Genomic DNA, 21378 nt, shown 5'->3' with positions numbered 1-21378 from the left:
AGACCACGAGGAGACGACGATGGCACGGACGACGAAGACCGAGACCACCTTCACCGACGAGGAGCGCGCGGCGATGCAGGAGCACGCCGCGGAGGTCAAGCGCGCCCGCGGCACGAAGGGCACCAAGGCCGAGAAGGCAGCGGCCGACGCCGCTGCGGTCGAGGCGAAGATCGCCGAGATGCCCCAGCCGGACCGGGGGCTGGCGGAGCGCATCCACCGCATCGCGCTCGAGGTCGCGCCCGAGCTCGCGCCGAAGCTCTGGTACGGCATGCCCGCCTACGCGCGGGACGGCAAGGCGGTGTTCTTCTTCCAGGACGCCGCGAAGTTCAAGGCCCGCTACGCGACGCTCGGGTTCCAGGACTCGGCCGCGCTCGACGACGGCACGTTCTGGCCGACGTCGTGGGCGATCAGCCCCGAGTTCTCCGAGGCCGACGAGGCACGGGTGGCCGACCTGATCCGTCGCGCGGTCGGTTGACGGTGCTCGGGCTGGGCGCCGCTCCCGTCTTCGCCCTGCTGTTCCTGGTGCTGTACGTCCTGGGGCGGCGACGGGACCCGCGGATGCTCCGCAACGGGGTGTTCCTGACGGCGGCCGTGCTGTTCGGGCTCGCGACGGTCGTGGCCGTGCTGACCAGGGTGGTCCCCGGGTTCAGCCTGCTCGTCGCCGTGGTGCTGCTGCTCGTGCCGCTGGCGGTCGTGGTGCTCGGGGTCGCCCTGGTCGCGAACGGTCTGCAGATGCTCCGGGCCGAGGGGCGCAGCGTCGGCAACCTGCTGTCGCTCGCCGCCGGGGTGGCGGTGTTCGTGCTGCCGGCGGTCGCCATCGCCCTGCTCGTCTCGGGCAGCGGCGAGGGCTTCACACTGTGGGACGGCACGAAGATCGCGATCGCCGTGCTGATGGTGTTCGTCTGCGGGTACTTCGCGCTGTCGCTGGTCGCGTTCGCCCTGTACTCCGTGGTCTACGGGCGGACGCGGCACGGCATCGTCCCCGACACGATCGTGGTCCTCGGCTCCGGGCTCGTGCACGGCGAGGTCCCGCCCCTGCTGCAGAGTCGACTCGACCGGGCGCTCGGCGTCTACCGGGCCGAACGGGCAGCCGGACGCCGACCGCTCCTCGTGCCGTCCGGCGGGCAGGGCGACGACGAACCCCGCCCCGAGGGCACCGCGATGGCGGAGTACCTGGTGGCGCACGGTGCCGACGCGGACGACGTCGTCGCGGAGACCGCGTCGCGGAACACCCGCGAGAACCTCCGGTTCTCGCGGGACGTGCAGACGGCCGCCGGCCGGGACGGTCAGATGGTCGTGGTCACGAACAACTACCACGTGCTGCGGGCGGCGACCCTGGCCCGTCGCCTGGATCTGCCCGCCCAGGTCGTCGGCGCGCGCACGGCGGCGTACTACGTACCGAGTGCGTTCCTGCGGGAGTTCGCCGCGGTGATCGTCGAGCACCGCTGGCTCAACGTGGTCGCCTGCACGCCGTTCGTGCTGTTCACGGGGTTCCTGCTCTGGGAGTCGTTCCAGCAGTAGGATCTCCACCATGGTCGAGATCCAGGCGCCGCGGCCGACCGACCTGCTGCCCATCGGCGAGATCGTCCGCCGCACGGGCGTCGCCGCCTCGGCCCTGCACTTCTACGAGCGCAAGGGCCTGATCCACCCGGAGCGCACCGACGGCGGCACGCGGATGTACCCGCGGCACGTCGAACGGCGTATCGCGATCATCCAGGTGGCCAAACGCCTCGGCATCCCGCTCAGCGAGGTCGCCGAGCAGTTCGAAGCCCTGCCCGCCGACCGCATGCCCTCGTTGCGCGACTGGAACCGGTTGAACGAACGGTGGCGCGCGCGGCTGCGGGCCCGCCAGCTCGAGCTCGAGCGCCTGCAGCAGGAGATGACGCAGTGCATCGGCTGCGGGTGCGTCTCGCTCGGAGCGTGTTCGGTCGTGAACCCGGGCGACACCCTGGGCGACGAGGGGCACGGCGCGCGTCGCCTGCTGCCGATCCAGGACGAGGCGGCCGACGATGCCGCCGCTGCCGCTGCCGAGGACGCTGTCGCCTAGCCCGCGCGGAGCCCGTCGTCGATCCGCTGCAGCAGCTCCAGCGCCTCGACCGCACCCCGTTCGTCGCCACCGAGGGCCGTCCGGAGCTTGCCGGACCAGTGCCGGTAGAGCCGGTCCACGCTCTCCTGGGCCAGGGCGGTCGAGTGCAGCTGCACGGTCCGGGCGTCCGCCGGGTCCTGGCGCCGCTCGACCATGCCCTTCGCCACGAGCGACCGGAGTGCGACGCTGAGGTTGCTGCGCTGCAGGGCGGTCGCCTCGGCGGTGGCACTGGGCGAGGTGCCGGGATTGCGGTTGATCCAGCGCATCACGAGCGCTTCGGTGCCGGTCAGCGGCACGATGTCGAGGGTCTCGGAGCCGTGTGGATCGATGTCACGCGCGATCCGGAGCAGGACGTCCGCGAACTCGGCGAGGACGTGGTCGGACACGGCGGAGTGCATGACCGTACTGTACCGATCTCCGGCAATGAGTTATGCTTTCATAACAATGACCACGGACACCGGAACCATCCGCGCGACGATCGCGACACCCACGACCAAGCAGCAGGGCATCACGACCGCGCTGCTCCTGGTGCTCGGCCTGCTCAGCGCCGTCGCCCCTTTCGCCACCGACCTGTACCTGCCGGCGTTCCCGCAGATGACCACCGAGCTCGGGGCGAGCGCCACCGCCGTCCAGCTCACCCTCACCGCGTTCCTGGTGGGCGTGACCGCGGGCCAGCTCGTGTTCGGCCCGCTGTCCGACCGGTTCGGCCGCGTGCCGCCGCTCATCGCCGGTGCCGCGGTGTGCGTGCTCGCCAGCATCGCCGCGGTGCTCGCGCCGAACATCGGCGTGCTCATCGCGGCCCGCCTGCTGCAGGGCCTCGGCGGCGCGGCCGGCATGGTGATCAGCCGTGCGGTCATCTCCGACCTGGCGACCGGCAAGTCCGCCGCCCGCGCGTTCTCGCTGATGATGATCGTCGGCGGGGTCGCCCCGGTCGTCGCACCGCTGCTCGGCGGCCTGCTCACCGGCCCGATCGGCTGGCGCGGCCTGCTCTCGATCGTGCTCGGCCTGTCGGTCGTCATGCTCATCGCGGTCCTGGCCGTGATCCGCGAGACCCACCTGAAGGAACACCGCGACGCCCTGCGTGCGGAACGCCGTGGCTCCGGCTCGGCCCTGCGTGCCCTGCGCTCCCGCACGTTCCTCGGCTACACCGCGGTGTTCGGCTTCGCGTTCGCCGTGATGATGGCCTACATCTCCGCGTCGCCGTTCCTGTACCAGGACATGATCGGCTTCGGCACGGTCGGCTACGGTCTGGCCTTCGGGCTGAACGCCCTGGCGCTGATGGGCGTCAGCATCCTGTCCGCCAAGCTCACCGCGACCCGTTCGGTGACGGGCGTGCTGTCGCTCGGCATCGTGCTGGTGCTCGCGTCGACCGTGGCGTTCGCGCTGCTCGTCGTCTCCGGGGCGCCGGTCATCTGGCTCGCCGTGCCGCTGTTCACCGCGGTCGGTTCGCTCGGCCTGGTGCTCGGCAACGCCACGGCACTCGCCCTCGGTGCCGTGCCGTCGGCCGCAGGCAGCGCCTCGGCCGTGCTCGGTGCCCTGCAGTTCGGGCTCGCGGCGCTCGTGTCCCCGCTCGTCAGCATCGGCGGCTCGGACACCGCGGCGCCGCTGGCGATCGTGATGCTCGCCGCCGCCGTGGTGGCCGTCGTGGCACTGCTCGCGGCGCGGGGCCGGACCAGCACGCTCCGCTGACGCGGAACGGCGCCGCCCGCTGACGCGGAACGACACTGTCGACGTCGTACGACATCGACAGTGTCGTTCCGCGTCGACCAGGCCGCCCAGCCCAACCCGCCCGGCGTCAGCCCCGCCCCGGCCGCAGGAACGGCACCCGCGGCATGAGCCAGTCGACCCACACCACCCGCACCCCCGGCGCCACGGCGAGCGCCCACAGGATCGAGGCAGCGGCGTCGGTCGGGTAGTGGACCGCGTCGATCGACACCGCGAAGAACACGATCACGATGGCCACGACCCCGAGCGTCAACGCCAGCCGGTGCCACCGGGTCTCGCGGAGCAGCCAGATCAGGGCGATGACGAACGCCGTGATGTAGACCGTGTGCCCACTCGGGTACCCGGGGTCGGGCTGCACGGGGAACGGGTGCGGCAGCACGGCGACGTCGGGCCGGGCGCGGTGCACGATCTCCTTCACGATCGCGGACGGCACCCAGGTGATCGCGATGGTGCCGCCGAACGCCAGGGCCGGTCGCAGGTCTCGCGTGCGCCACCAGATCACGGCGACGACGACGACCGTGATCCCGATCGCCGGTGCCGGACTGATCACGTGGTAGACCGCCGTGCTGAACGCCCCGATGAACCCGGTGTGCAGCGCGTTGAGGGCCTTGGACAATCCGAGGTCCACGGTGCCGAGGGTGAACCCGACGATGGTGATGACGACGACCGCGATGACGGCGATCGCCACCGAGACGAGCGGGTACGGCGAGCGCTCGAGGATCCCGTACGCGGCGGGCTCCCGTCGGCGGGGACGGAGGAGCGGCGCGTCGTCGGTCATCCCGCCATCGTCGCAGCACGACCCCGGCATCCCAGGGCGAGTGAGGCTCACAAAACTCCGAAAGCGTTCAGCGCAGCGGTCGCGAGTAGACAGGGCACATGCCAACCGTTGCCGAGAACATCGTCGCCACCCTCCGCGCCAACGACATCCACCGGGTCTACGGCCTGCCCGGGGACTCCCTGAACGGCTTCACCGACGCCCTGCGCAAGGACGGCACGATGCGGTGGGAGCACGTCCGTCACGAGGAAGCGGCCGCGTTCGCCGCCTCTGCCGAAGCCGCCCTGACCGGTGACCTGACCGTCTGCGCCGGCAGTTGCGGGCCCGGTAACCTGCACCTGATCAACGGCCTGTACGACGCGAACCGTTCGCGGGTGCCGGTGCTGGCGATCGCCGCGCACATCCCCACGGCGGAGATCGGCTCCGGCTACTTCCAGGAGACGCACCCGCAGGAGCTGTTCCGCGAGTGCTCCGTCTACGTCGAGTACGTCGCCGACCCCGTCCAGATGCCCCGCCTGCTCGAGATCGCCATGCGTGAGGCGATCGAGAAGCGCGGCGTCGCGGTGCTCGTGATCCCGGGCGACGTGTTGCTCGCCGAGGCGAAGGACGACCGCGCCACCCGCATCGAGCGGGCCACCCCGCGCATCGTGCCGAGCGAGACCGAGCTGCAGCGCACCGCCGACCTGCTGAACGGTGCCGACCGGATCACGATCCTGGCCGGAGCCGGCGTCGCGGACGCCCACGACGAGGTCGTCGCCCTGGCCGAGCGGCTGCAGGCCCCGATCGTGCACGCGCTGCGCGGCAAGGAGTACATCGAGTACGACAACCCGTACGACGTCGGCATGACGGGGCTGCTCGGCTTCGCGTCCGGGTACCGCGCGATGGAGGACGCCGACGTCGTGCTCATGCTCGGCACGGACTTCCCGTACCAGCAGTTCTTCCCGGCCAAGGCGAAGCACGTGCAGGTCGACATCCGCGGCTCGCAGCTCGGCCGACGGCACCCCGTCGACATCGGGCTGGTCGGCACCGTCAAGGACACCGCGCTCGCGCTCATCCCGCTGCTGACCGGCTCGCACCCGACGAAGCACCTCGAGGACTCCCTCAAGCACTACCGCAAGACCCGCGAGAAGCTCGACGACCTGGCGGTGCCGGCCGGCAGGAAGAAGCCGCTGCACCCGCAGTACGTCGCCCGGGTGCTCGACCGGCTCGCCGCCGAGGACGCCGTCTTCATCCCCGACGTCGGCTCCCCCGTCGTCTGGGCCTCGCGCTACCTCACCATGAACGGCAAGCGCCGGCTGATCGGTTCGTTCGTGCACGGCACGATGGCGAACGCCGTCCCGCAGGCGATCGGTGCGCAGACGGCGTTCCCGGACCGGCAGGTGATCGCCCTGGCCGGTGACGGCGGACTGACGATGCTCCTCGGTGAGCTCATCACGATCGTGCAGAACAAGCTGCCGGTGAAGATCGTCGTGTTCGACAACTCGTCGCTCAACTTCGTGGAGCTCGAGATGAAGGCCGCCGGCTTCGTGAACTACGGCACCGAGCTGCAGAACCCAGACTTCGCCGCCGTCGCCGAGGCGATCGGCATCAAGGGGTTCCACGTCGACGTGTCCGACGACTTCGAGGACGCCATGGCCGCCGCGCTCGCGCACGACGGTCCCGCGCTCGTGTCGGTCCGCGCCAACCGCCAGGAACTCTCCATGCCCCCGGCGGTCACGCTCGAGCAGGCGAAGGGCTTCACGCTCTACGCCATCCGCACGGTGCTGTCGGGTCGCGGCGACGAGCTGCTGGACCTCGCGTCCACCAACGCGCGCCAGCTGCTGTAGACGCGACCGGACGACGGCCTGGAGGCCCGTGGCGGCGCCGCCACGGGCCTCCCGACCGTCACGACGTCACCACCCGAGCGTCTGGCCGTCCTCCAGGAACACGCCGGTGGGGCCCTCCGTGCCCGCGCTCGCGGCGGCCGCGATCGTCGCGGCGCTGACCTCGACGGGGCGACCGTGCGGGTTCGGCATGCCACCGAACTCGGTGGCCGTGTAGCCGGGCTCGATCGCGACGAAGTGCACCTCGGGCACGACGCGTGCGTACTGCACCGTCAGCATCGAGACGGCGGCCTTGGACGCGCCGTAGACCACGGCCGGCACGGTGAACGCGGGCTTCGACGGGTCGTGGGTGGCGGTGAAGGAGCCGAGCGCGCTCGACAGGTTCACCACGATCGGGTTCGCGGAGCGACGCAGGAGCGGCAGCGCGGCCTCGGTCGCGCGGATGGTGCCGACGGCGTTCGTGTCGAAGACGGCGAGCGCCTCGGGCCCGCTCTGCCCCCAGACGGCGATGCCGGCGTTGTTGACCAGCACGTCGAGTCCGCCGTTCGCGTCGACGTGGGCGAAGGCCGCGGCGACCGAGTCGTCGTCGCGGACGTCGAGCTGGACGGAGCGGGCGCCGATCTCGGCGGCGACCGCGGCGCCCTGGTCGGCGTCCCGGGCGCCGATCCAGACGGTGTGGCCCGCCTCGACGAGCTGGCGGGCGGTTTCCTTGCCGAGGCCGCGGGTGGCCCCGGTGATGAGTGTCGTTGTCATGGGTCCAGCGTCACGCTCGGCGACGACCGCAGGGAGTCGACCGGTTGTCGTAGGACCGGCAGGGCCAGGACCCGGTCGCCCGTCGCGCGCAGACTGGGGACATGGCGGACACGGACTTCGGGTACACCCTGCGGCGGCTGCGCGACCACGTCTCCCCCGAGGCGGCGGGCATGGTCGTCGGGCCGCGTCGGCGCGCGACCGGTCTGCGGCGTGAGGAGCTGGCCGGGCTCGCGGGGATCTCGGCCGACTACCTGACCCGGCTCGAGCAGGGGCGGGCGACCTCGCCGTCCGCCCAGGTCGTCGAGGCACTCGCGCGATCGCTGCGGGTCGCCGATGCCGACCGCGAGCTGCTCTACCGGCTCGCCGGGCACGCGGTCCCCGGTGCCGACGTGGTGCCGTCGCGGATCCCGCCGAGCGTGCAGCGGCTGCTCGACCGACTGGCGGACACCCCCGTCGCGGTGCTCGACGCGGCCGGGAACCTGCTCGTCGCCAACGCCCCGTACGACGCACTGATGGGGCCGATCGGGGCGCTGCGCGGGAACGACCGGAACACCGCGTGGCGGCACCTGGTCGGATCCGGCAGCCGCGCCGTGCACACGCCCGAGGAGCAGGCGGCGTTCGAGGCCAACCTGGTGGCCGGGCTCCGGATGACCGCGGCCCGCTACCCGCTCGACCGCCGGCTGCAGCAGCTCGTGCGGGACCTGCGCGCGGCGAGCCCGCGGTTCGTCGGGCTGTGGGACTCCGGCGCGACCGCGCTCGGCGAGACCGCCCGCCGGAAGGTGATCGACCACCCGGACGTCGGACTGATCACGCTCGACTGCGACACCCTGGTCGTCGGGCCGGAGGACCTGCGGATCCTGGCGTACACGGCCGAGCCCGGGTCGGTGGACGCGGAGCGGCTGGCCCTGGCGATCGTGGTGGGGACGCAGTCGTTGGTGGAGTGAGCGCCCGTCGGCGGCCGTCGGCCGGCGTCCGGCGTCCGGCGTCCGGCGTCCGGCGTCCGGCGTCCGGCGTCCGGCGGCGTCGCACAACCAAAGTGACCTCGAACCACGCGACCACGCGGCGCGGATGCACTTTGGTTGTGCGCGGCGCAGCGCCGACCGGCCGCGGCCCTTCGCTGCGAGCCCGCCTGAACCCTTCGGAGAAGGCCCACAGGTCGGGTCCATCGCCCTTGTCCGGCTCGGACGCCGTCCATAGGCTCCCGCTGTCAGACGATCGTCTGGCTCACGAGCGGGACGAGGACGGGCATGAACGACGACACGCAGGTCAGCATGAACCGGGTGCACTGGACCGGCGGTGTGCCGCGCAGTGCGGTGGACGCGCTGCTGCACGACGGCGGGCTGGCGGTGGTCCCCACCAAGGTCGGCTACATCCTGATGACCTCGGACCGCGCGGGTCTGGAGCGCAAGTTCGACGCGAAGGAACGCAACCGCAACAAGCCGGGCGTCGTGCTCGTGAGCTCGCTCGAGATGCTCCGAGGCATCGCACAGCTCACCCCCGAGATCGACGCCCTGTACCAGCGGTGCTGGGACGAGGACGTCCTGCTCGGGTGCATCCTGCCCTGGAGCGACGAGGGTCGAGCGGCGTTGCCGACGGACGGCTCCGACGAACTCATGATGGACACCCGCGGGACGTCCTGCTTCGTCATCAAGTTCGGCGTCCCCGGTGAGCTCGCCGCCCGCGAGCTCTGGACCGAGCACGGCAGGTTCGCCTTCGCGAGCTCGGCCAACCCGTCGGGCACCGGCAACCGCGGCGTGGTGGACGGGATCGGCGAGCGCATCGCCGAGCGCGCCGACGTGATCGTCGAGGCGGACGACTACGTCGCGTCCATCCAGCCGGAGCAGAGTGCCGAGACCCGGTACGAGCAGGGCGTCATGGTGTCGATGGTCGACAGCACGGGGACCCTGATCCCGCTGCAGGACGGACGTCGATCGGTCGTCCCCGCTCCGACGCTGATCCGCAAGGGGCTCGACGTCGACCGGATCATGGGACTGCTCGCCGACACGTTCACGAGCTGGGACTACCGGCAGGGTGAGTACTACTGAGCCCGCACGAGAGGACTTCCGTGGGCAGGAACCGCCTGTCGCGTGAGGACGCCTCGAGCCGCATCACCGCGTTCGTGTACGGCAACATCGTGATCCTCGGCACGATCGCACCGATGGTCCCGGACACCGCCGAGAGCGGTCGGGGGCTCTGGTACGTCCTCGCCACGGCGTTCTCGACCTTCCTCGCACACACCTTCGCCGAATCGGTCGGCCGACGTGCGCGGAGCGACCACCGCCTCACCGAGGAGACCGTCCGCGCCGAGCTGCGGGATTCGCTGCCCGTCCTCACCTCCGGTTTCCTGCCGGCTGCTGTCCTCGCCTACGCGTGGCTGACCGGCACATCCGGGCTCGCGGCCGAGATCATCGCGATCGCGTACCTCGTGGTCCGGCTCGCCCTCCTCGGGCCCGTCGTGGCCAGGCTCCGCGGGGAGAACCCGTCCCCGCGGACGTTCGTGGCCGGCCTCGTCCTCGCGCTCGTCGGTGTCGGCATCGCGCTGGTCAAAGCGGGTCCGGGCTTCTGAGGCGAGCATGCGCGGGAGCGCGGGAGCGCGGGAGCGCGGGAACCTCGACGCCTCGCGCCGTCACGTGGCCTGGCCGTCGGCGACGGCCGCGACGGCTTCGATCTCGACCAGCTGGTCGTCGTAGCCGAGCACCGTGACCCCGAGCAGGGTGCTCGGCACGTCGTGCGCGCCGAAGGCATCGCGCACCACCTGCCATGCGGCGACGAGGTCGGCCTGCCGCGAGGACGCCACGAGCACCCGGGTGCTCACGACGTCCTCGATCGACGCACCGGCGGCTCGGAGTGCCTCCCGCATCGTCTCGATGCACCGCGCCGCCTGCCCCGCGTAGTCCCCGACCGCCGCCGTGGACCCGTCCGGTTCGAGCGGGCAGGCCCCGGCGAGGAACACGAGCCGGGTCCCGGCCGGCACGGTGGACGCGTACGCGTACTGCGCCGCGTCGCTCAGGACGTCGGACCGGATGAGACGGACAGCGCTGGCCATGCCCGTCATCCTGCCAGCAGCGGCGTTCTGACCTGCGAACGCTTCAGGCGCAGTACTCGTACGGCAGCTTCGCGACCGACCCCACCCAGATCGCAGCGACCGTGGCGCCGTCAGTCCCGAGCTGGAACGTCATGTAGCGTCCGTCGGCTTGCACGCTCCACATCGAGTACGGCCCCTGCTCCTCACCGTAGGTCCCGGTGTACTGCAGGTCCGGGTACGCGGACCGCACTTCGGTCAGGGGTGCTCCGATGCCGATGCCGGCGTCGGTCTCAGGCGAGTTCGTCGTCACCGGGTCCGCCCCCACCCCACCGATGGTCACCCCGGCGACCTTGCCGTCGCGGGGGATGACGATGAGGCCGGGGGCGTCGGCTCGCTCCCAGAACGTCGTCTCCGGGCTGGCCGGACACGCATCCGTACTCCGGGTGTAGGCGGCTGCCAGATCGTCGATCTCGCCCTGCACTGCGCCACCGAGGGCGATCGGTCCGACCTCGTCGGTCGAGATGGTCCAGGTCGCGGGATCCGACGGGCTGAACGCTGTGTCCGTCGCGGGAGCGGTCGGGGTCGGAGTACCGGTGTCGGCCGGTGCCTCCGGCGTCGCGGTCGCCGTCACGGTCCGGGTCGGCGTCGCGGCCGGTGAACCGGAACAGGCGGTCAACGCCATCGCCGCGACGAGCCCCAGGGCCACGCCGGCGGTCCGGACGATGCCGCTCATGCGGCGCCCGCCACACTTCGCCGCTGCCGATCAGGCGGGAGTTGGGGACCGGGTTGCTGCACCGTCCGCCAACTGCCGATCCGCGGGTCGAGCCGGACGGCGTCACCGCACTCGTCGCAGTGCGCCGCTCCCGCCTCGCCGAGCAGGATCTTCGCACCGTCGTGGACGAACGGGTTCGGGTTGCCGGGCATCGTCTGTTTCCCTCCGTCGGCGGATGTCGAACGGTCCCCGCCCGCAGGCGGGGACCCGACCGGCGCGGGCTCCGATGAGCCACGGCGCCGGCCGGTGACCCCCGCGCCGTTGCGATGGCCGATCCACCGTACGTCGAGCCTCCACGAGGAACGGAACCCCTCGGCCGCCATCGCAACCAGAGCGTTACACAGCTTCCGCCGCAGCGGTCAGCTGGCGTCCTCGACGTCGAACACGACGACACGCGCACTCGCTGCACCGATGAACTCGGCCACCGGTCGGTGCTCCGGGTGCGGCAGGTACCCGGCGAGCGCGGCACGATCGCGGAACCGGACGACGAGCATCCAGTGGAACCCGCCCTCCAACCCCTCGGTGCTCACGCTCGTGCCGGACTGCACCGACTCGACCCCCTCGATCCGTGGCAGGTGCTGACGCGCCAGGGCCGAGGCGTCGGACGACCGGTCCTCCCCGTCCCACTCGACCAGCACGGTGTGCGTCACTCCGGACACGTGGTCGCCTTCCTCGAACATCAGAACGCCGGCGTCCCACCGGCGATCGTGATCGTCGACCCGGACTGGTAGCTCGACTCCGGGCTGACCAGGTGCACGTAGGCGGCACCGAGCTCGGCGGGCTGGCCCGGGCGACCGAACGGCGAGCTCTCCCCGAAGTGCGACACCGTCTCGGCGTCGTCGGAGCCCGGCTGCAGCGGCGTCCACACCGGCCCCGGCGCGACGGAGTTCACACGGATGCCCTTCGGCGCGAGCTGCTGCGCGACGGCCTCGGTGAAGAGCTTGATCGCGCCCTTCGACACGGCGTAGTCGATCTTGTCCGGCGAGGGCGTCGACGCCTGGATCGAACCGGTCGTCACGATCGTCGACCCGGGCTCGAGGTGCGGCACCGCAGCCTTGGTCAGCCAGAACAGCGAGTAGATGTTGGTCTTGAAGGTGGAGTCGAACATCGACGTGTCGAGCGTGAGGATGTCCTCGTTGCTCTCCATGCGCCCCGCGACCATGACCAGGGTGTCGAGGCCGCCGAACTCGTCGACCCCCTTCTGCACCAGGTCCGTGCAGTACTGCTCGTCGGAGATGTCCCCGGGGAACAGCACGGCACGACGGCCTTCGGACTCGAGCAGGTCGCGGACCTGTTCCGCGTCCTCCTGCTCGTCCGGCAGGTACGAGAGCACCAGGTCCGCACCTTCGCGCGACAGGGCGATGGCGGCGGCACGGCCGATGCCGGAGTCGGCACCGGTGACGATGCCGCGGTACCCCTTCAGCCGTCCGAGCCCCGTGTAGCTCTCCTCGCCGTGGTCGGGCTTCGGGTCCATCTTCCACGCGGCACCCGGCAGTGACTGCTCCTGCTTCGGGTACGGCGGTGCCGGGTAGAGGGTGTTCGGATCGCGCTTCTCGTACTGGCTCATGGCCCTACTGTCGTCGCAGCGCCCGCACGGGCGCTCAGCTGGTGGGTGACGGACGCCGAGCAGGCGACCCCGGTTCTGGAGATGGGTGGGGACGGACGGGAGGCGCGGTGCCGGCTGACACCGCGCCTCCCGTCCGTCAGGTGGTTCAGACGCCGGCTGTCGTCCGGATCCAGGACGAGGCCTGCGACAGCAGGGCGTAGTTCGAGCCGGCCTTGGTGTTCGCACCCGGGTCGGCGCTGTCGCCGGTGGAGCAGACGGCGACGACCTTGCCGTTCACGAGCAGCGGGCCGCCCGAGTCACCGTGGTTCGAGGCGCCGGTCACGCCGGTGAGGTGCTGGGCACGACCGTTGAAGGCGTCGGTGCTCGCGCCGGTGAGCGAGACGGTGGCCTGGTAGAGGCCGTCGGACTGGGTCGCGTTGGCACGCAAGCCGTAGCCCTGGATGGTGCCGGTGCCGCTCGACTTGGCCGTCGCGGTGAGGTCGAGGGGTGCGTAGGTGGACAGCGAGTAGGCGGTCCGCAGGTGCACGAGCGCGATGTCACCCGCCGGCGAGGCGCTGACCCGGTCGACGGCGACGGCCGTGCCGCGGTTGACGGTGGAGTTCGAGTGGTAGACGTTCATCGCGCCGATGCCGTCGATGCAGTGCCGGGCGGTGAGGATCCACGAGGCGTTGAGCTGCTCGCCGGTGCAGTTGCTGACGTAACCCGAGGGGATGCTCCCGCCGGAGGCTTCGAGCTGCACCGCCCACGAGGTGGTGGGGGCCTTCTCGCCGCCGACGACCTTCGTGCTGACGGGCAGCGCGGACGCGGGCGACGCGGCGAACACGCCGGCGGTGATGACGGCGACCGCGGCGAACGCGGCTGCGATGGACTTCTTCATGACGACTCCTCTGTCGGTGAAGCACCTGCCAGTTGCTCTGTGCAACTGATGCGTCATCCTGACCCCCTGTCCGGGGGTCGCACCAGTCCGCACTTCGACGGACGTGGCTGACGGGAGGGTCGTCACGGGCGTCAGACGGTCATCCGGTACGCGAACTGGCTGAGCCGTGCGCCATCGGTCTGGTCGTAGCGTCGAAGCATGACGACCAGTGGCGCGATCAACCTGCCGGATCGGTTGGTGCCTGCTCTGGACACCGACCTCGAGGTGCTCGACGCCCTGGACCGTGTGATCGCGGCGTGCGTGGAGGGGACCTCCGCGACGGAGGCGGGCGTCGTGCTCGCGGACCGGTCCGGTGCACTGCAGGTCATCGCCTCGACGAGCGAGCGCAGCAGCGAGGCCGAGGAAGCGCAGCTCGGCACGAACGAGGGCTCGTGTCTCGACTGCTACCGGACCGGCAAGACGATCGACGTGCCCGACGTGTCCACGCACGAGTCGGAGTGGCCGGCGTTCGCGGCGACGATGCGCGAACGCGGGCTGCACGGCACGTTCGCCGAGCCGATCCGTCTGCGGGACCGGACCATCGGCTCCCTGTGCGTCTTCGCCGAACACACCCGCGGGCACAGCGACCAGGACGTCGTGCTGCTCCAGCTGCTCGCCGGCGCGGCTTCGGCTGCCCTGGTCCGACAGCGCGACCGCGGGGTGTCGACCACGATCGAGGAACAGGTCGAGGACGCGCTCGAGGCCCGGGTGCTCCTCGAACAGGCCAAGGGCGCACTCGCCTACCGCCGTGGCATCCGGATTGACGAGGCGTTCCAGATCCTGCGACGTGCTGCTGCCGGCGCGGGTCGCGGGATCCGGGCCATGGCCGAGGACGTCGTGCACCGGGGTGCCGACCTCGGCAGCACCGGCTAGACCGGTTCCGTCCGGAGCACCAGGCCGTGGTGGTGCGTGGTGAGCGACACCGCGACCACCTCGCCGAACGCGTCGCCGTCGAGCTGCACACGCTCCGGGGTGTCGACGGTCAGCCGCAGCGTCCGTGCCCGGGTGTACCGGAGCGCACGCGAGGTCGGCAGCACCCGGGCCAGGAGCCGCCCGAACCGGGTGCGCGCGAAGAACCGGTTGAGCGTCAGGGCGTACCCGACCTTGGTCCAGCCGAACCACCCGGCCGGCCGGAACGCCACGGCGTCGAGGATCCCGTCGTCCGGGCGGGCCGCGGGGAGCAGCAGGATGCCCGCGGTCAGGGTGCCGCAGTTCCCGACGATGATCGTGTGTGCGCTCATGCTGCGGAGCGGGCCGTCGTCGATCCCGTAGTGCACCGGGATCTGCCGGTTGCCGATCACGGACCGGGCGATGGGGTCCGAGTAGGCGACCCACCCCAACCGCTTCTTCACCCACGCGTTCGTGTCCGCCGCCATGCTCGCATCGAGCCCGATGCCGGTCATCACCAGGAACGCGTGCGACGTCGTGGTACCCGCCGGGTCGGTCAGGTCGGCCAGCCCGACGTCGATCGGGCGGTCCGTCCCGCTGAACCCCGCACGGACGGAGCGCACCAGGTCACCGAGGGGCAGCCCGAGGTTCCGCGCGAACAGGTTGCCGGTGCCGCTGGGGACGAGCGCCACCGGCGTCCCGGTGCCGCGGAGTTCCTCGGCGACGACCCGGAGCGTGCCGTCCCCGCCGGCGACGAGGACGACGCTCGGGTGGGCGTCGCGCGCGGCCCGTGCAGCCGCCCGTCCGTCGTCGTCGGCACTCGTGACGAACCAGAGCGACTCGGCCCATCCGTGGGCGCGCTCCTCGGCGGCGAGCACCCCTCGGAGGCGCGTCTGGTCGGTCTTGGTCGGGTTCACGACCACCGCTGCTCGCAGCTGGTGGGGTTCGTTCGGGAGGTTCGGCACGGGACGGGGTCAGTGGATCCGGAGTTCGGTGATCATCGGGCAGACGAAGGGGTCGCGGGCGGCGAGGCCGACGCGGTTGAGGTACCGGACGACGATGCCGTACGAGCGCAGCAGCGTGGTCTCGGTGTAGGGCACGTCGAGGGTGTCGCAGTGGTCGCGGACGAGCAGGCGGGCCTGCTTCAGCGCCGGCCGCGGCATCGACGGGAACAGGTGGTGCTCGACCTGGTAGTTCAGCCCACCCATCAGGAACGACACCCACCAGCCGCCACGGATGTTGCGCGAGGTGCGCACCTGACGGGAGAAGAAGTCGACCTTCGCGTCGTGGGCGATGGTCGGCATGCCCTTGTGGTTCGGGGCGAACGAGGCGCCCATCATCACGCCGAACACGGCCAGCTGCACGCCGAGGAACGCACACGCCATCCCGAACGGCAGGAACCAGAACACAACCGTCAGGTAGATCGCGAACCGCGCCACGAGCAGGATGCCCTCGAGGACCCGCCCCCGGGTGTCGCTGCGGCCGCCGGTGCCCCGGAGCACCGACATGACGGCGGCTCGGTGCAGGTTGATCCCCTCGAGCGTCAGCAACGGGAAGAACAACCAGCCCTGGTACTGCACGAACACCCGCAGCGGCCCGTTCGTCACGGCGGCGGCGTCCTCGGGCAGGAACCGGATCGCGTCCGGGGCGATGTCCGGGTCCTTGCCGACCGTGTTCGGGTTGCCGTGGTGGCGCGTGTGCTTGTTCATCCACCACGAGTAGCTCAGGCCCACCAGGAACGTGCCGAGCCAGCGGCCCGCGCGGTCGTTCCACTTCTGGGACTCGAACACCTGCCGGTGCGCGGCCTCGTGCGACAGGAACGCGAACTGCGTGAACAGCACGCCCAGCGCACCGGCCACGATCAGCTGGAACCACGAGTCACCGAGGAACGCGAACACGACCCAGCACGCGGCCGTCGCCACGACGAGCGCGGAGAACAGCGCCCAGTAGAACCCCCGACGGCGCTCGAGCAGCCCGGCTTCCTTCACTCGCGCCAGCAGCGCGGAGTAGGACGAGGTGCCGCCGGTCCGCGGTCCGGCCGGGGAGCCGGTCTTCCGGTAGCCGCCGGTGAGGGGTTTCGAGCTGGTCTCCCGCTGCGGGCTGGTACCGGCGTGCTGCGTCGTCATGGATTCCCTGGTCGTCATCGGAATGGCGGAACGTTCCGGCGGCCGGGGTCTGGGGCAGCTGCTCCAACGCTAGAGCCGCCGCGCTCCCGGGTGCAAGCCACAGGTCCGCGTGTCTGCTGCTCGGTTACGGTTGTCCCGCCTGCTCGACGGAAGGACCGCTCCACATGACCGAGGTACGCGAAGCCCGACTGGTCGAGACGTTCGTCACCCTCACCGACAGCCTGGTGGCGGACTACGACGTGGTCGACGTCCTGCAGACGCTGGTCGACCGGGCGGTCGAGTTGTTCGACGCCGCCGCGGGCGCGATCCACCTGCTCGACCAGCAGGACGAGCTCCGCGTCGTCGCGTCCACGAGCGAGCGCAGCAGCTTCATCGGTCTGCTCCAGCTCAACGCCGGTGAGGGGCCGTGCATCACCGCCGTGACCACCGGCCGGCTGGTGACCTCGGAGAACGCCGACGACCTGCGGCAGCGCTGGCCCCGGTTCGCCGAGGCATCGAGGGCTCGCGGCTACGCAGGCGTCCACGCCATCCCGCTCCGGCTGCGGGACACCACCGTCGGGTCGCTGAACCTGTTCCGCGAGACGGAGGGAGCGCTGAACGGCGCCGATGCCCGAGCCGCGCAGGCCCTCGCCGACGTCGCGACCATCAGCCTGTTGCAGCAAAGGACCCTCGAGCACGCGACGCTCACCGCGGAGCAGCTCCAGCGCGCGCTCGACAGCCGGGTCGCCATCGAACAGGCCAAGGGGTACCTCGCACGTGCGGCCGGGGTCGACGTCGAGGAGGCCTTCGGCATGATCCGTCGCTACGCCCGCACACACCAGCGCTCGCTGAGCCAGGTCGCCGCAGCCGTGGCGCGCGACGACGTCCCGCTCGCCGACCTCATCGGAGCCGGAGCGTCCTGAGGGTTCCCTCGGGACGCCCCGGCAACGACCAGGTCGTCCTCGACGAGCCGGGAGGCCCGTGGCACGTCGTCGAAGACACAATCGGTCGGCATGCCCCCATGCAATCGGGCACGTGGACCGACCGCAAGGCCGGTGATGGCACGCAGACGGCCCCGCGACCAGGGTCGCGGGGCCGTGAGGACGTGCGGGTGGATCAGATGCGGCCGACGGTGCGACGGCGACGACGGAGCAGGACCATGAGCGTTGCACCCGCGGCGAGCAGCGCGGCGGCGATGCTCAGCGGGACGGTCGGGTCCGAGCCGGTGAACGCGAGCTCACCGGTGGGCTGGCCGGTTCCGCCGCCACCACCGCCGGCGCCTGCGGGGCCGCTCGGGGTGCCGGTGGGCGCCACTGCGGGTGCCGTCGGGGTGGGCGTCGCGGTGGGCACCGGGGCCGGGGCGCGGACGGTGATCGTGACGACGCTGGTGTCGTCCGGGCTGGTGCCGTTCGACGCGGTGATCGTCACGGTCGACGTGCCCGGGGTGGTCGGGGTGCCGGAGATGACGCCGGTGGTGCTGTCGATCGTCAGGCCGTCGGGCAGGCCCGTGGCGGTGAAGGTCGGGTTCGGGGTGCCGGTCGCGGTCACGGTGGACGAGTAGGGCACGTCCACGGTGCCGTCGGACGGGGTGCCCGAGGTGATGGTCGGCGACTCGGACGGTGTGCCCGGCGCGGGGCAGCCGTTCGATGCCGTGATCGTGTTGCTGTCGAGGGTCACCGCGCCGGTGCGGGCCAGCAGTCGGCCCTGCACGGTCGCGCCGGTGGTGGCGGTCACGGACTGCTGCGCCAGGACGGTGCCCTGGAACTGGGCGCCGGTGCCGACGGTCGCGGAGCTGCCGACCTGCCAGAACACGTTGCACGAGCTGGCACCGCCGGTGATCACGATCTGGCTGGCGGACCCGATGGTCAGGGTCGACGCGGCCTGGAACACCCACACGGAGTTCGCGCTGCCGGCCAGGGTCAGTGCACCGTTGTTCGCCAGGGCGAGGGCGCCGCCGGAGTACACGCCGGGTGAGAGCGAGAGGCCGTTCAGCTCGGTCAGACCGGTCTGGGTCGGGGAGAGCGAGGCGGCGACGTTGTACGCGGTGGTGGTGTCGCGCTGGGCCTGTGCGGCTGCGGCGTCGGTCTGGTGCGTGGTGCCGTTGACGACGCCGTTCGGTGCGCCGCCGAAGCCGGTGATGGACGTGCCCGGCGACAACCCGAGGTCGCCGTTGATCACGGAGGGGCCGGTGTTCGTGACCGCGCTCGCGCCGAGGACGCCGTAGGTCGAGGCGGTGCCGAGGTTCACGGGGCCGTCGATGACCGTGGCGGCCGATGCCCCACCACCGGTGCCGAGGGTGATCAGCGCGACGGCGGCGGCCGACACCACCAGGAGGGAACTTCGTCTGAGATGGCGAGCCTGCATGGTCCGGCCTCTTCCTGCAAGGAGAGGCGGGGTGACGTCGGCGACGAGCGCGCATTCTCGGAGGCTCGAAGTATGCGCCTCTCCACAGCCAGAACCTAGGAATGTCTGCACATTCGCTCAAAGCCTGACAATCGGCCTGGTGGGGTGGACGAACGAGCCCCGTCGGCGCATGCTCACCACAGGTTGACCGGTCGCTCTCACCAGCGGACGGACAGGGAGTTCGGGTCTCCCGTCAGCCGGTGCGGCACCGGTCCCGGGTAGGACCGGGCGCCCACCCCCGGCCACACGGCGAAGGGCCCCGCGAACGAGATCGCGGGGCCCTTGCTCGTGCCTGGTGCTACTTGACGACGACCTTGATCGTCGGGCTGGTGCTCTTGTCGAGCACCGAGGTGCCGGCGAAGACGGCGTGCAGCTTGTGCGTGCCCTTCACGCGCAGCGGCACCTTCGTGGTGGCCGTTCCGTTCTGGACCTTGACGGTGGCGAGGAGCTTCGAGCCCTGGTAGATCCGGGCGGTGCCGTCGACCCGGAAGCCGGTGGCCTTCACCCCGACGGTCGCCTTGCCTCCGCTGTACTTCAGGGACGTGCTCGTCGCCTTCTTCTCGACGGTGACCGTCGTGGCCTTCGCCGTCGAGGAGCCGGTGCCCGAGTAGACCGGGTCCGCGTTGACGAACGAGGCCGTGACGGCGTGCCTGCCGACCGTGAGGGTGCTCGGCAGCGTGATGCTGGCCGTGCCGCTCGTGACCGGGGCGGTGCCGAGGACCTTGCTGCCGTCCTTGAACGTCACCGTGCCCTTCTGCGTGCCGATGCCACCGCCGATGGTCGCGGTGACCTTGACCGGCTTGGCCGTGCGGTAGGTCTGCTTGGTCGCCGACGCGGTGAGCGTGGTGCTCGTCGTCGGCAGCGTGGCGTGCAGGTTGAACTTGTCGACCGTCGATCCGATCGCAGCCGGGTCGGCGGTGGCCGTCGGCTGGAGCGTCACGCCGCAGCTGTCGACCTTGCCGTGCTGCACGGCCGAGTTGAGCGTGGTGCAGTCGCTGGCGCGGATGTTCTCGACGGCGAGCTTGTCGTCGGTGACCGAGACCTTCACGAAGGTGCGGACGTGCTCCTGGTTCTCGACCGAGTTGGCGAAGTGACGCTGTCCGGTCGGGTCGAGCGGGTCCGCGCCGTAGCCCTGGGTGGCGTCCGGGGTGGTGAGGTCGTAGTACTTCGAGCCCGAGGCCGAGTTCGCCGTCATGTAGATGACGCCGCCGGGGCCGGAGAAGACCTCGGGAGCAGCGGGCTGCTCGTTGACGTTGGCCTTCTTGCCGTTCTTGATCGCGTAGCTGCGCGAGTAGGAGTGGTCGTGGCCCTGCAGGACGAGGTCGACACCCATGTCCGAGAACGAACGCGTGAAGTCGAACCGGCGCTGCTGGTTGTCCTTGTCGTTCGCGTGGTCGGCCGGCGAGTAGATCGAGTGGTGGTAGACCAGCGTGGTCCACTTCGCGTCGTCGCCGTAGCGGTTGATGACGTCGCGCACGTAGTTCACGTGGGACGCGTCCGAACCGGCCGCGTAGGCGTTCGAGTTGATGTCGATGAACAGGACGCCCTTGTACATGTACCAGTAGTCGCCACCCGAGTTCGCGGTCGTGTTGCCGCCCGGGTAGAAGTCCGGCACCTTCAGGGAGTTCGGGACCTGGTTGTGCTGCTCGTAGGCCTTGCCGCCCACGTCGTGGTTGCCGATGGTCGAGGCCCACGGGTAGCGCTTCAGCACGTCGCTGCTGTCGGCGAACGCGCTCCACTCGTACTCGTTGTTGGCGTGCTCGACCTGGTCGCCACCGGAGACCAGGAGCTCGGCGTCCGGCTCGGTCGACGTGGCGTACTTGAGCGTGTCCGCCCAGCCGGCGCCGTCGTCGTCGGTGAAGCCCGACGATCCGATCTGCGGGTCGCCGAAGAACAGGAAGTCGAAGTCGCCGGAGAAGCTCTTCGTGGTGAAGGTGTAGGACGCGGACCAGGCCGAACCGTCCGCCGCACCGACGTGGTACGTGTACGAGGTGTTCGGCTCGAGGTCCGAGATCGTCGCGTGGGCGTTGATGTAGCCCGACTCGGCGGCGATGCCGGGGATGCTCTTGGTGTTCGAGTCGGTCGCGCTCGTGTCGGCGGCGGTGTTGGCGGCCTCCGAGGCGTCGATGGTCTTCTTGGCGTCGGTGAAGACCCCGTCCGTCATGGACGCGGTCTTCTGGATCTCGAGCGACTGTGCGACGTTCGTGGGGAAGTACCACGAGGCGATGCGCTGGCTCTCGGTCGCACCGACGCCGAGCAGGATGTGGATCGGGCCACCGGTCGAGATGTTGGTGGTGGGGGTGTTCGTCGCAGCGGTGGCGGCGTTCGTGCCGACCATCGAGGCGCCGGCGATGAGCGCGGCCCCGAGGACGGCTCCGCAGACGCGGAGGGTGGTGGTTCTGCGCCGGGTAGTGGCGCCGGACAGGAGACTCATGTGGGTCCGTTTCTCAGACGTGGGATGGTGCAGCACGGAAGACTCTGCATGCACTGCAAAACGTCTTGGTAAACGCTGAGTGACGGTTCGTCGCTGTTCAGGAACG

The 21378-nt window shown here is 70.9% G+C and carries 22 protein-coding genes; 10 read left to right on the top strand and 12 right to left on the bottom strand.

Annotated elements, in window-relative coordinates:
- The first annotated feature begins 19 nt into the window (after window positions 1-19).
- From FFG40_RS04280 to soxR, 3 genes are read left to right on the top strand one after another with little or no spacing between them, the layout of a single operon-like run.
- On the top strand, window positions 20-475 hold the full coding sequence (locus tag FFG40_RS04280) for an iron chaperone (RefSeq protein ID WP_196783353.1): 456 nt from the start codon (window positions 20-22) through the stop codon (window positions 473-475).
- Between the two features lie 2 nt (window positions 476-477).
- Window positions 478-1521, top strand: coding sequence for a YdcF family protein (locus FFG40_RS04275; protein WP_035809656.1), 1044 nt, complete (start codon window positions 478-480; stop codon window positions 1519-1521).
- A gap of 10 nt (window positions 1522-1531) precedes the next feature.
- Window positions 1532-2047, top strand: a complete 516-nt coding sequence (soxR, locus tag FFG40_RS04270; RefSeq protein ID WP_138802354.1) for a redox-sensitive transcriptional activator SoxR — start codon at window positions 1532-1534, stop codon at window positions 2045-2047.
- Here soxR and FFG40_RS04265 read toward each other — a convergent pair.
- Entirely contained in the window at window positions 2044-2484 is a 441-nt protein-coding gene (locus FFG40_RS04265) for a MarR family winged helix-turn-helix transcriptional regulator (RefSeq protein ID WP_216852147.1), read from the bottom strand. The two genes, soxR and FFG40_RS04265, sit on opposite strands and share 4 nt — an antisense overlap.
- A gap of 46 nt (window positions 2485-2530) precedes the next feature.
- Here FFG40_RS04265 and FFG40_RS04260 point away from each other — a divergent pair, with 46 nt between their 5' ends.
- On the top strand, window positions 2531-3775 hold the full coding sequence (locus FFG40_RS04260) for a multidrug effflux MFS transporter (RefSeq protein WP_111032645.1): 1245 nt from the start codon (window positions 2531-2533) through the stop codon (window positions 3773-3775).
- Window positions 3776-3881: 106 nt separating this feature from the next.
- Here FFG40_RS04260 and FFG40_RS04255 read toward each other — a convergent pair whose 3' ends face one another.
- Window positions 3882-4589, bottom strand: coding sequence for a phosphatase PAP2 family protein (locus FFG40_RS04255; protein ID WP_071404807.1), 708 nt, complete (start codon window positions 4587-4589; stop codon window positions 3882-3884).
- A 98-nt stretch (window positions 4590-4687) separates the two neighbouring features.
- Here FFG40_RS04255 and poxB point away from each other — a divergent pair, with 98 nt between their 5' ends.
- Window positions 4688-6412: a ubiquinone-dependent pyruvate dehydrogenase gene (poxB, locus tag FFG40_RS04250; protein ID WP_027467199.1), complete on the top strand. Its 1725-nt coding sequence runs from the start codon at window positions 4688-4690 to the stop codon at window positions 6410-6412.
- Window positions 6413-6478: 66 nt separating this feature from the next.
- On the opposite strand, the gene FFG40_RS04245 is transcribed toward poxB, so the two are convergent.
- Window positions 6479-7162 (bottom strand): SDR family NAD(P)-dependent oxidoreductase, encoded by a 684-nt coding sequence (locus FFG40_RS04245; protein ID WP_138802352.1) that lies wholly within the window; start codon window positions 7160-7162, stop codon window positions 6479-6481.
- Window positions 7163-7263: 101 nt separating this feature from the next.
- Here FFG40_RS04245 and FFG40_RS04240 point away from each other — a divergent pair, with 101 nt between their 5' ends.
- From FFG40_RS04240 to FFG40_RS04230, 3 genes are all read left to right on the top strand, one after another.
- Complete coding sequence (locus FFG40_RS04240; protein ID WP_138802351.1) at window positions 7264-8106, top strand: helix-turn-helix transcriptional regulator; 843 nt, start codon at window positions 7264-7266, stop codon at window positions 8104-8106.
- Window positions 8107-8409: 303 nt separating this feature from the next.
- Window positions 8410-9207 carry an L-threonylcarbamoyladenylate synthase gene (locus FFG40_RS04235; RefSeq protein WP_221935154.1) on the top strand — a complete coding sequence of 266 codons (798 nt, stop codon included), beginning with the start codon at window positions 8410-8412 and terminating at the stop codon, window positions 9205-9207.
- A 20-nt stretch (window positions 9208-9227) separates the two neighbouring features.
- Entirely contained in the window at window positions 9228-9728 is a 501-nt protein-coding gene (locus FFG40_RS04230) for a hypothetical protein (RefSeq protein ID WP_260678786.1), read from the top strand.
- A 60-nt stretch (window positions 9729-9788) separates the two neighbouring features.
- Here FFG40_RS04230 and FFG40_RS04225 read toward each other — a convergent pair whose 3' ends face one another.
- The 5 genes from FFG40_RS04225 to FFG40_RS04205 form a co-directional block, all read right to left on the bottom strand.
- Window positions 9789-10208: a Rid family hydrolase gene (locus FFG40_RS04225; protein ID WP_138802350.1), complete on the bottom strand. Its 420-nt coding sequence runs from the start codon at window positions 10206-10208 to the stop codon at window positions 9789-9791.
- A gap of 43 nt (window positions 10209-10251) precedes the next feature.
- Window positions 10252-10920: a hypothetical protein gene (locus tag FFG40_RS04220; RefSeq protein ID WP_138802349.1), complete on the bottom strand. Its 669-nt coding sequence runs from the start codon at window positions 10918-10920 to the stop codon at window positions 10252-10254.
- A 398-nt stretch (window positions 10921-11318) separates the two neighbouring features.
- On the bottom strand, window positions 11319-11618 hold the full coding sequence (locus FFG40_RS04215) for a Dabb family protein (protein ID WP_185974084.1): 300 nt from the start codon (window positions 11616-11618) through the stop codon (window positions 11319-11321).
- A 20-nt stretch (window positions 11619-11638) separates the two neighbouring features.
- Window positions 11639-12526 carry an SDR family oxidoreductase gene (locus FFG40_RS04210; RefSeq protein ID WP_027467207.1) on the bottom strand — a complete coding sequence of 296 codons (888 nt, stop codon included), beginning with the start codon at window positions 12524-12526 and terminating at the stop codon, window positions 11639-11641.
- Between the two features lie 145 nt (window positions 12527-12671).
- Complete coding sequence (locus FFG40_RS04205; protein ID WP_111028671.1) at window positions 12672-13403, bottom strand: trypsin-like serine protease; 732 nt, start codon at window positions 13401-13403, stop codon at window positions 12672-12674.
- 198 nt (window positions 13404-13601) lie between these two features.
- Here FFG40_RS04205 and FFG40_RS04200 point away from each other — a divergent pair, with 198 nt between their 5' ends.
- Window positions 13602-14315 (top strand): GAF and ANTAR domain-containing protein, encoded by a 714-nt coding sequence (locus FFG40_RS04200; RefSeq protein WP_138802347.1) that lies wholly within the window; start codon window positions 13602-13604, stop codon window positions 14313-14315.
- Here FFG40_RS04200 and FFG40_RS04195 read toward each other — a convergent pair.
- Window positions 14312-15247, bottom strand: coding sequence for a diacylglycerol kinase family protein (locus FFG40_RS04195; protein ID WP_138802346.1), 936 nt, complete (start codon window positions 15245-15247; stop codon window positions 14312-14314). The genes FFG40_RS04200 and FFG40_RS04195 overlap by 4 nt on opposite strands.
- Before the next feature lie 57 nt (window positions 15248-15304).
- Window positions 15305-16456, bottom strand: a complete 1152-nt coding sequence (locus FFG40_RS04190) for an acyl-CoA desaturase (protein WP_138802345.1) — start codon at window positions 16454-16456, stop codon at window positions 15305-15307.
- 164 nt (window positions 16457-16620) lie between these two features.
- Here FFG40_RS04190 and FFG40_RS04185 point away from each other — a divergent pair, with 164 nt between their 5' ends.
- The gene (locus FFG40_RS04185; protein WP_138802344.1) at window positions 16621-17358 is read left to right on the top strand and encodes a GAF and ANTAR domain-containing protein; all 738 of its coding nucleotides are present in this window, start codon (window positions 16621-16623) and stop codon (window positions 17356-17358) included.
- Window positions 17359-17551: 193 nt separating this feature from the next.
- Here the strand turns inward: FFG40_RS04185 and FFG40_RS04180 are convergent, their stop codons facing one another.
- Window positions 17552-18760 carry an ice-binding family protein gene (locus tag FFG40_RS04180; RefSeq protein WP_185974082.1) on the bottom strand — a complete coding sequence of 403 codons (1209 nt, stop codon included), beginning with the start codon at window positions 18758-18760 and terminating at the stop codon, window positions 17552-17554.
- Window positions 18761-19136: 376 nt separating this feature from the next.
- The gene (locus tag FFG40_RS04175) at window positions 19137-21272 is read right to left on the bottom strand and encodes an Ig-like domain repeat protein (protein WP_185974081.1); all 2136 of its coding nucleotides are present in this window, start codon (window positions 21270-21272) and stop codon (window positions 19137-19139) included.
- Window positions 21273-21378 lie beyond the last annotated feature (106 nt).

The sequence above is a fragment of the Curtobacterium sp. KBS0715 genome (genome assembly GCF_005938005.2).
In the GTDB taxonomy this organism is placed as follows: Bacteria; Actinomycetota; Actinomycetes; order Actinomycetales; family Microbacteriaceae; genus Curtobacterium; species Curtobacterium flaccumfaciens.
Note: the sequence above shows the minus strand (reverse complement) of the source record. Positions and strands in the feature narration are given on the sequence as shown.

Bases quoted from the DNA above. Each gene is read 5' to 3' on its own strand.
- FFG40_RS04175 (WP_185974081.1), bottom strand. From the start codon at position 21,272: ATGAGTCTCCTGTCCGGCGCCACTACCCGGCGCAGAACCACCACCCTC.
- FFG40_RS04265 (WP_216852147.1), bottom strand. From the start codon at position 2,484: ATGCACTCCGCCGTGTCCGACCACGTCCTCGCCGAGTTCGCGGACGTC.
- FFG40_RS04190 (WP_138802345.1), bottom strand. From the start codon at position 16,456: ATGACGACGCAGCACGCCGGTACCAGCCCGCAGCGGGAGACCAGCTCG.
- FFG40_RS04220 (WP_138802349.1), bottom strand. From the start codon at position 10,920: ATGAGCGGCATCGTCCGGACCGCCGGCGTGGCCCTGGGGCTCGTCGCG.
- poxB (WP_027467199.1), top strand. From the start codon at position 4,688: ATGCCAACCGTTGCCGAGAACATCGTCGCCACCCTCCGCGCCAACGAC.
- FFG40_RS04210 (WP_027467207.1), bottom strand. From the start codon at position 12,526: ATGAGCCAGTACGAGAAGCGCGATCCGAACACCCTCTACCCGGCACCG.
- soxR (WP_138802354.1), top strand. From the start codon at position 1,532: ATGGTCGAGATCCAGGCGCCGCGGCCGACCGACCTGCTGCCCATCGGC.
- FFG40_RS04240 (WP_138802351.1), top strand. From the start codon at position 7,264: ATGGCGGACACGGACTTCGGGTACACCCTGCGGCGGCTGCGCGACCAC.
- FFG40_RS04185 (WP_138802344.1), top strand. From the start codon at position 16,621: ATGACCGAGGTACGCGAAGCCCGACTGGTCGAGACGTTCGTCACCCTC.
- FFG40_RS04280 (WP_196783353.1), top strand. From the start codon at position 20: ATGGCACGGACGACGAAGACCGAGACCACCTTCACCGACGAGGAGCGC.
- FFG40_RS04245 (WP_138802352.1), bottom strand. From the start codon at position 7,162: ATGACAACGACACTCATCACCGGGGCCACCCGCGGCCTCGGCAAGGAA.
- FFG40_RS04205 (WP_111028671.1), bottom strand. From the start codon at position 13,403: ATGAAGAAGTCCATCGCAGCCGCGTTCGCCGCGGTCGCCGTCATCACC.
- FFG40_RS04235 (WP_221935154.1), top strand. From the start codon at position 8,410: ATGAACGACGACACGCAGGTCAGCATGAACCGGGTGCACTGGACCGGC.
- FFG40_RS04200 (WP_138802347.1), top strand. From the start codon at position 13,602: ATGACGACCAGTGGCGCGATCAACCTGCCGGATCGGTTGGTGCCTGCT.
- FFG40_RS04255 (WP_071404807.1), bottom strand. From the start codon at position 4,589: ATGACCGACGACGCGCCGCTCCTCCGTCCCCGCCGACGGGAGCCCGCC.
- FFG40_RS04225 (WP_138802350.1), bottom strand. From the start codon at position 10,208: ATGGCCAGCGCTGTCCGTCTCATCCGGTCCGACGTCCTGAGCGACGCG.
- FFG40_RS04260 (WP_111032645.1), top strand. From the start codon at position 2,531: ATGACCACGGACACCGGAACCATCCGCGCGACGATCGCGACACCCACG.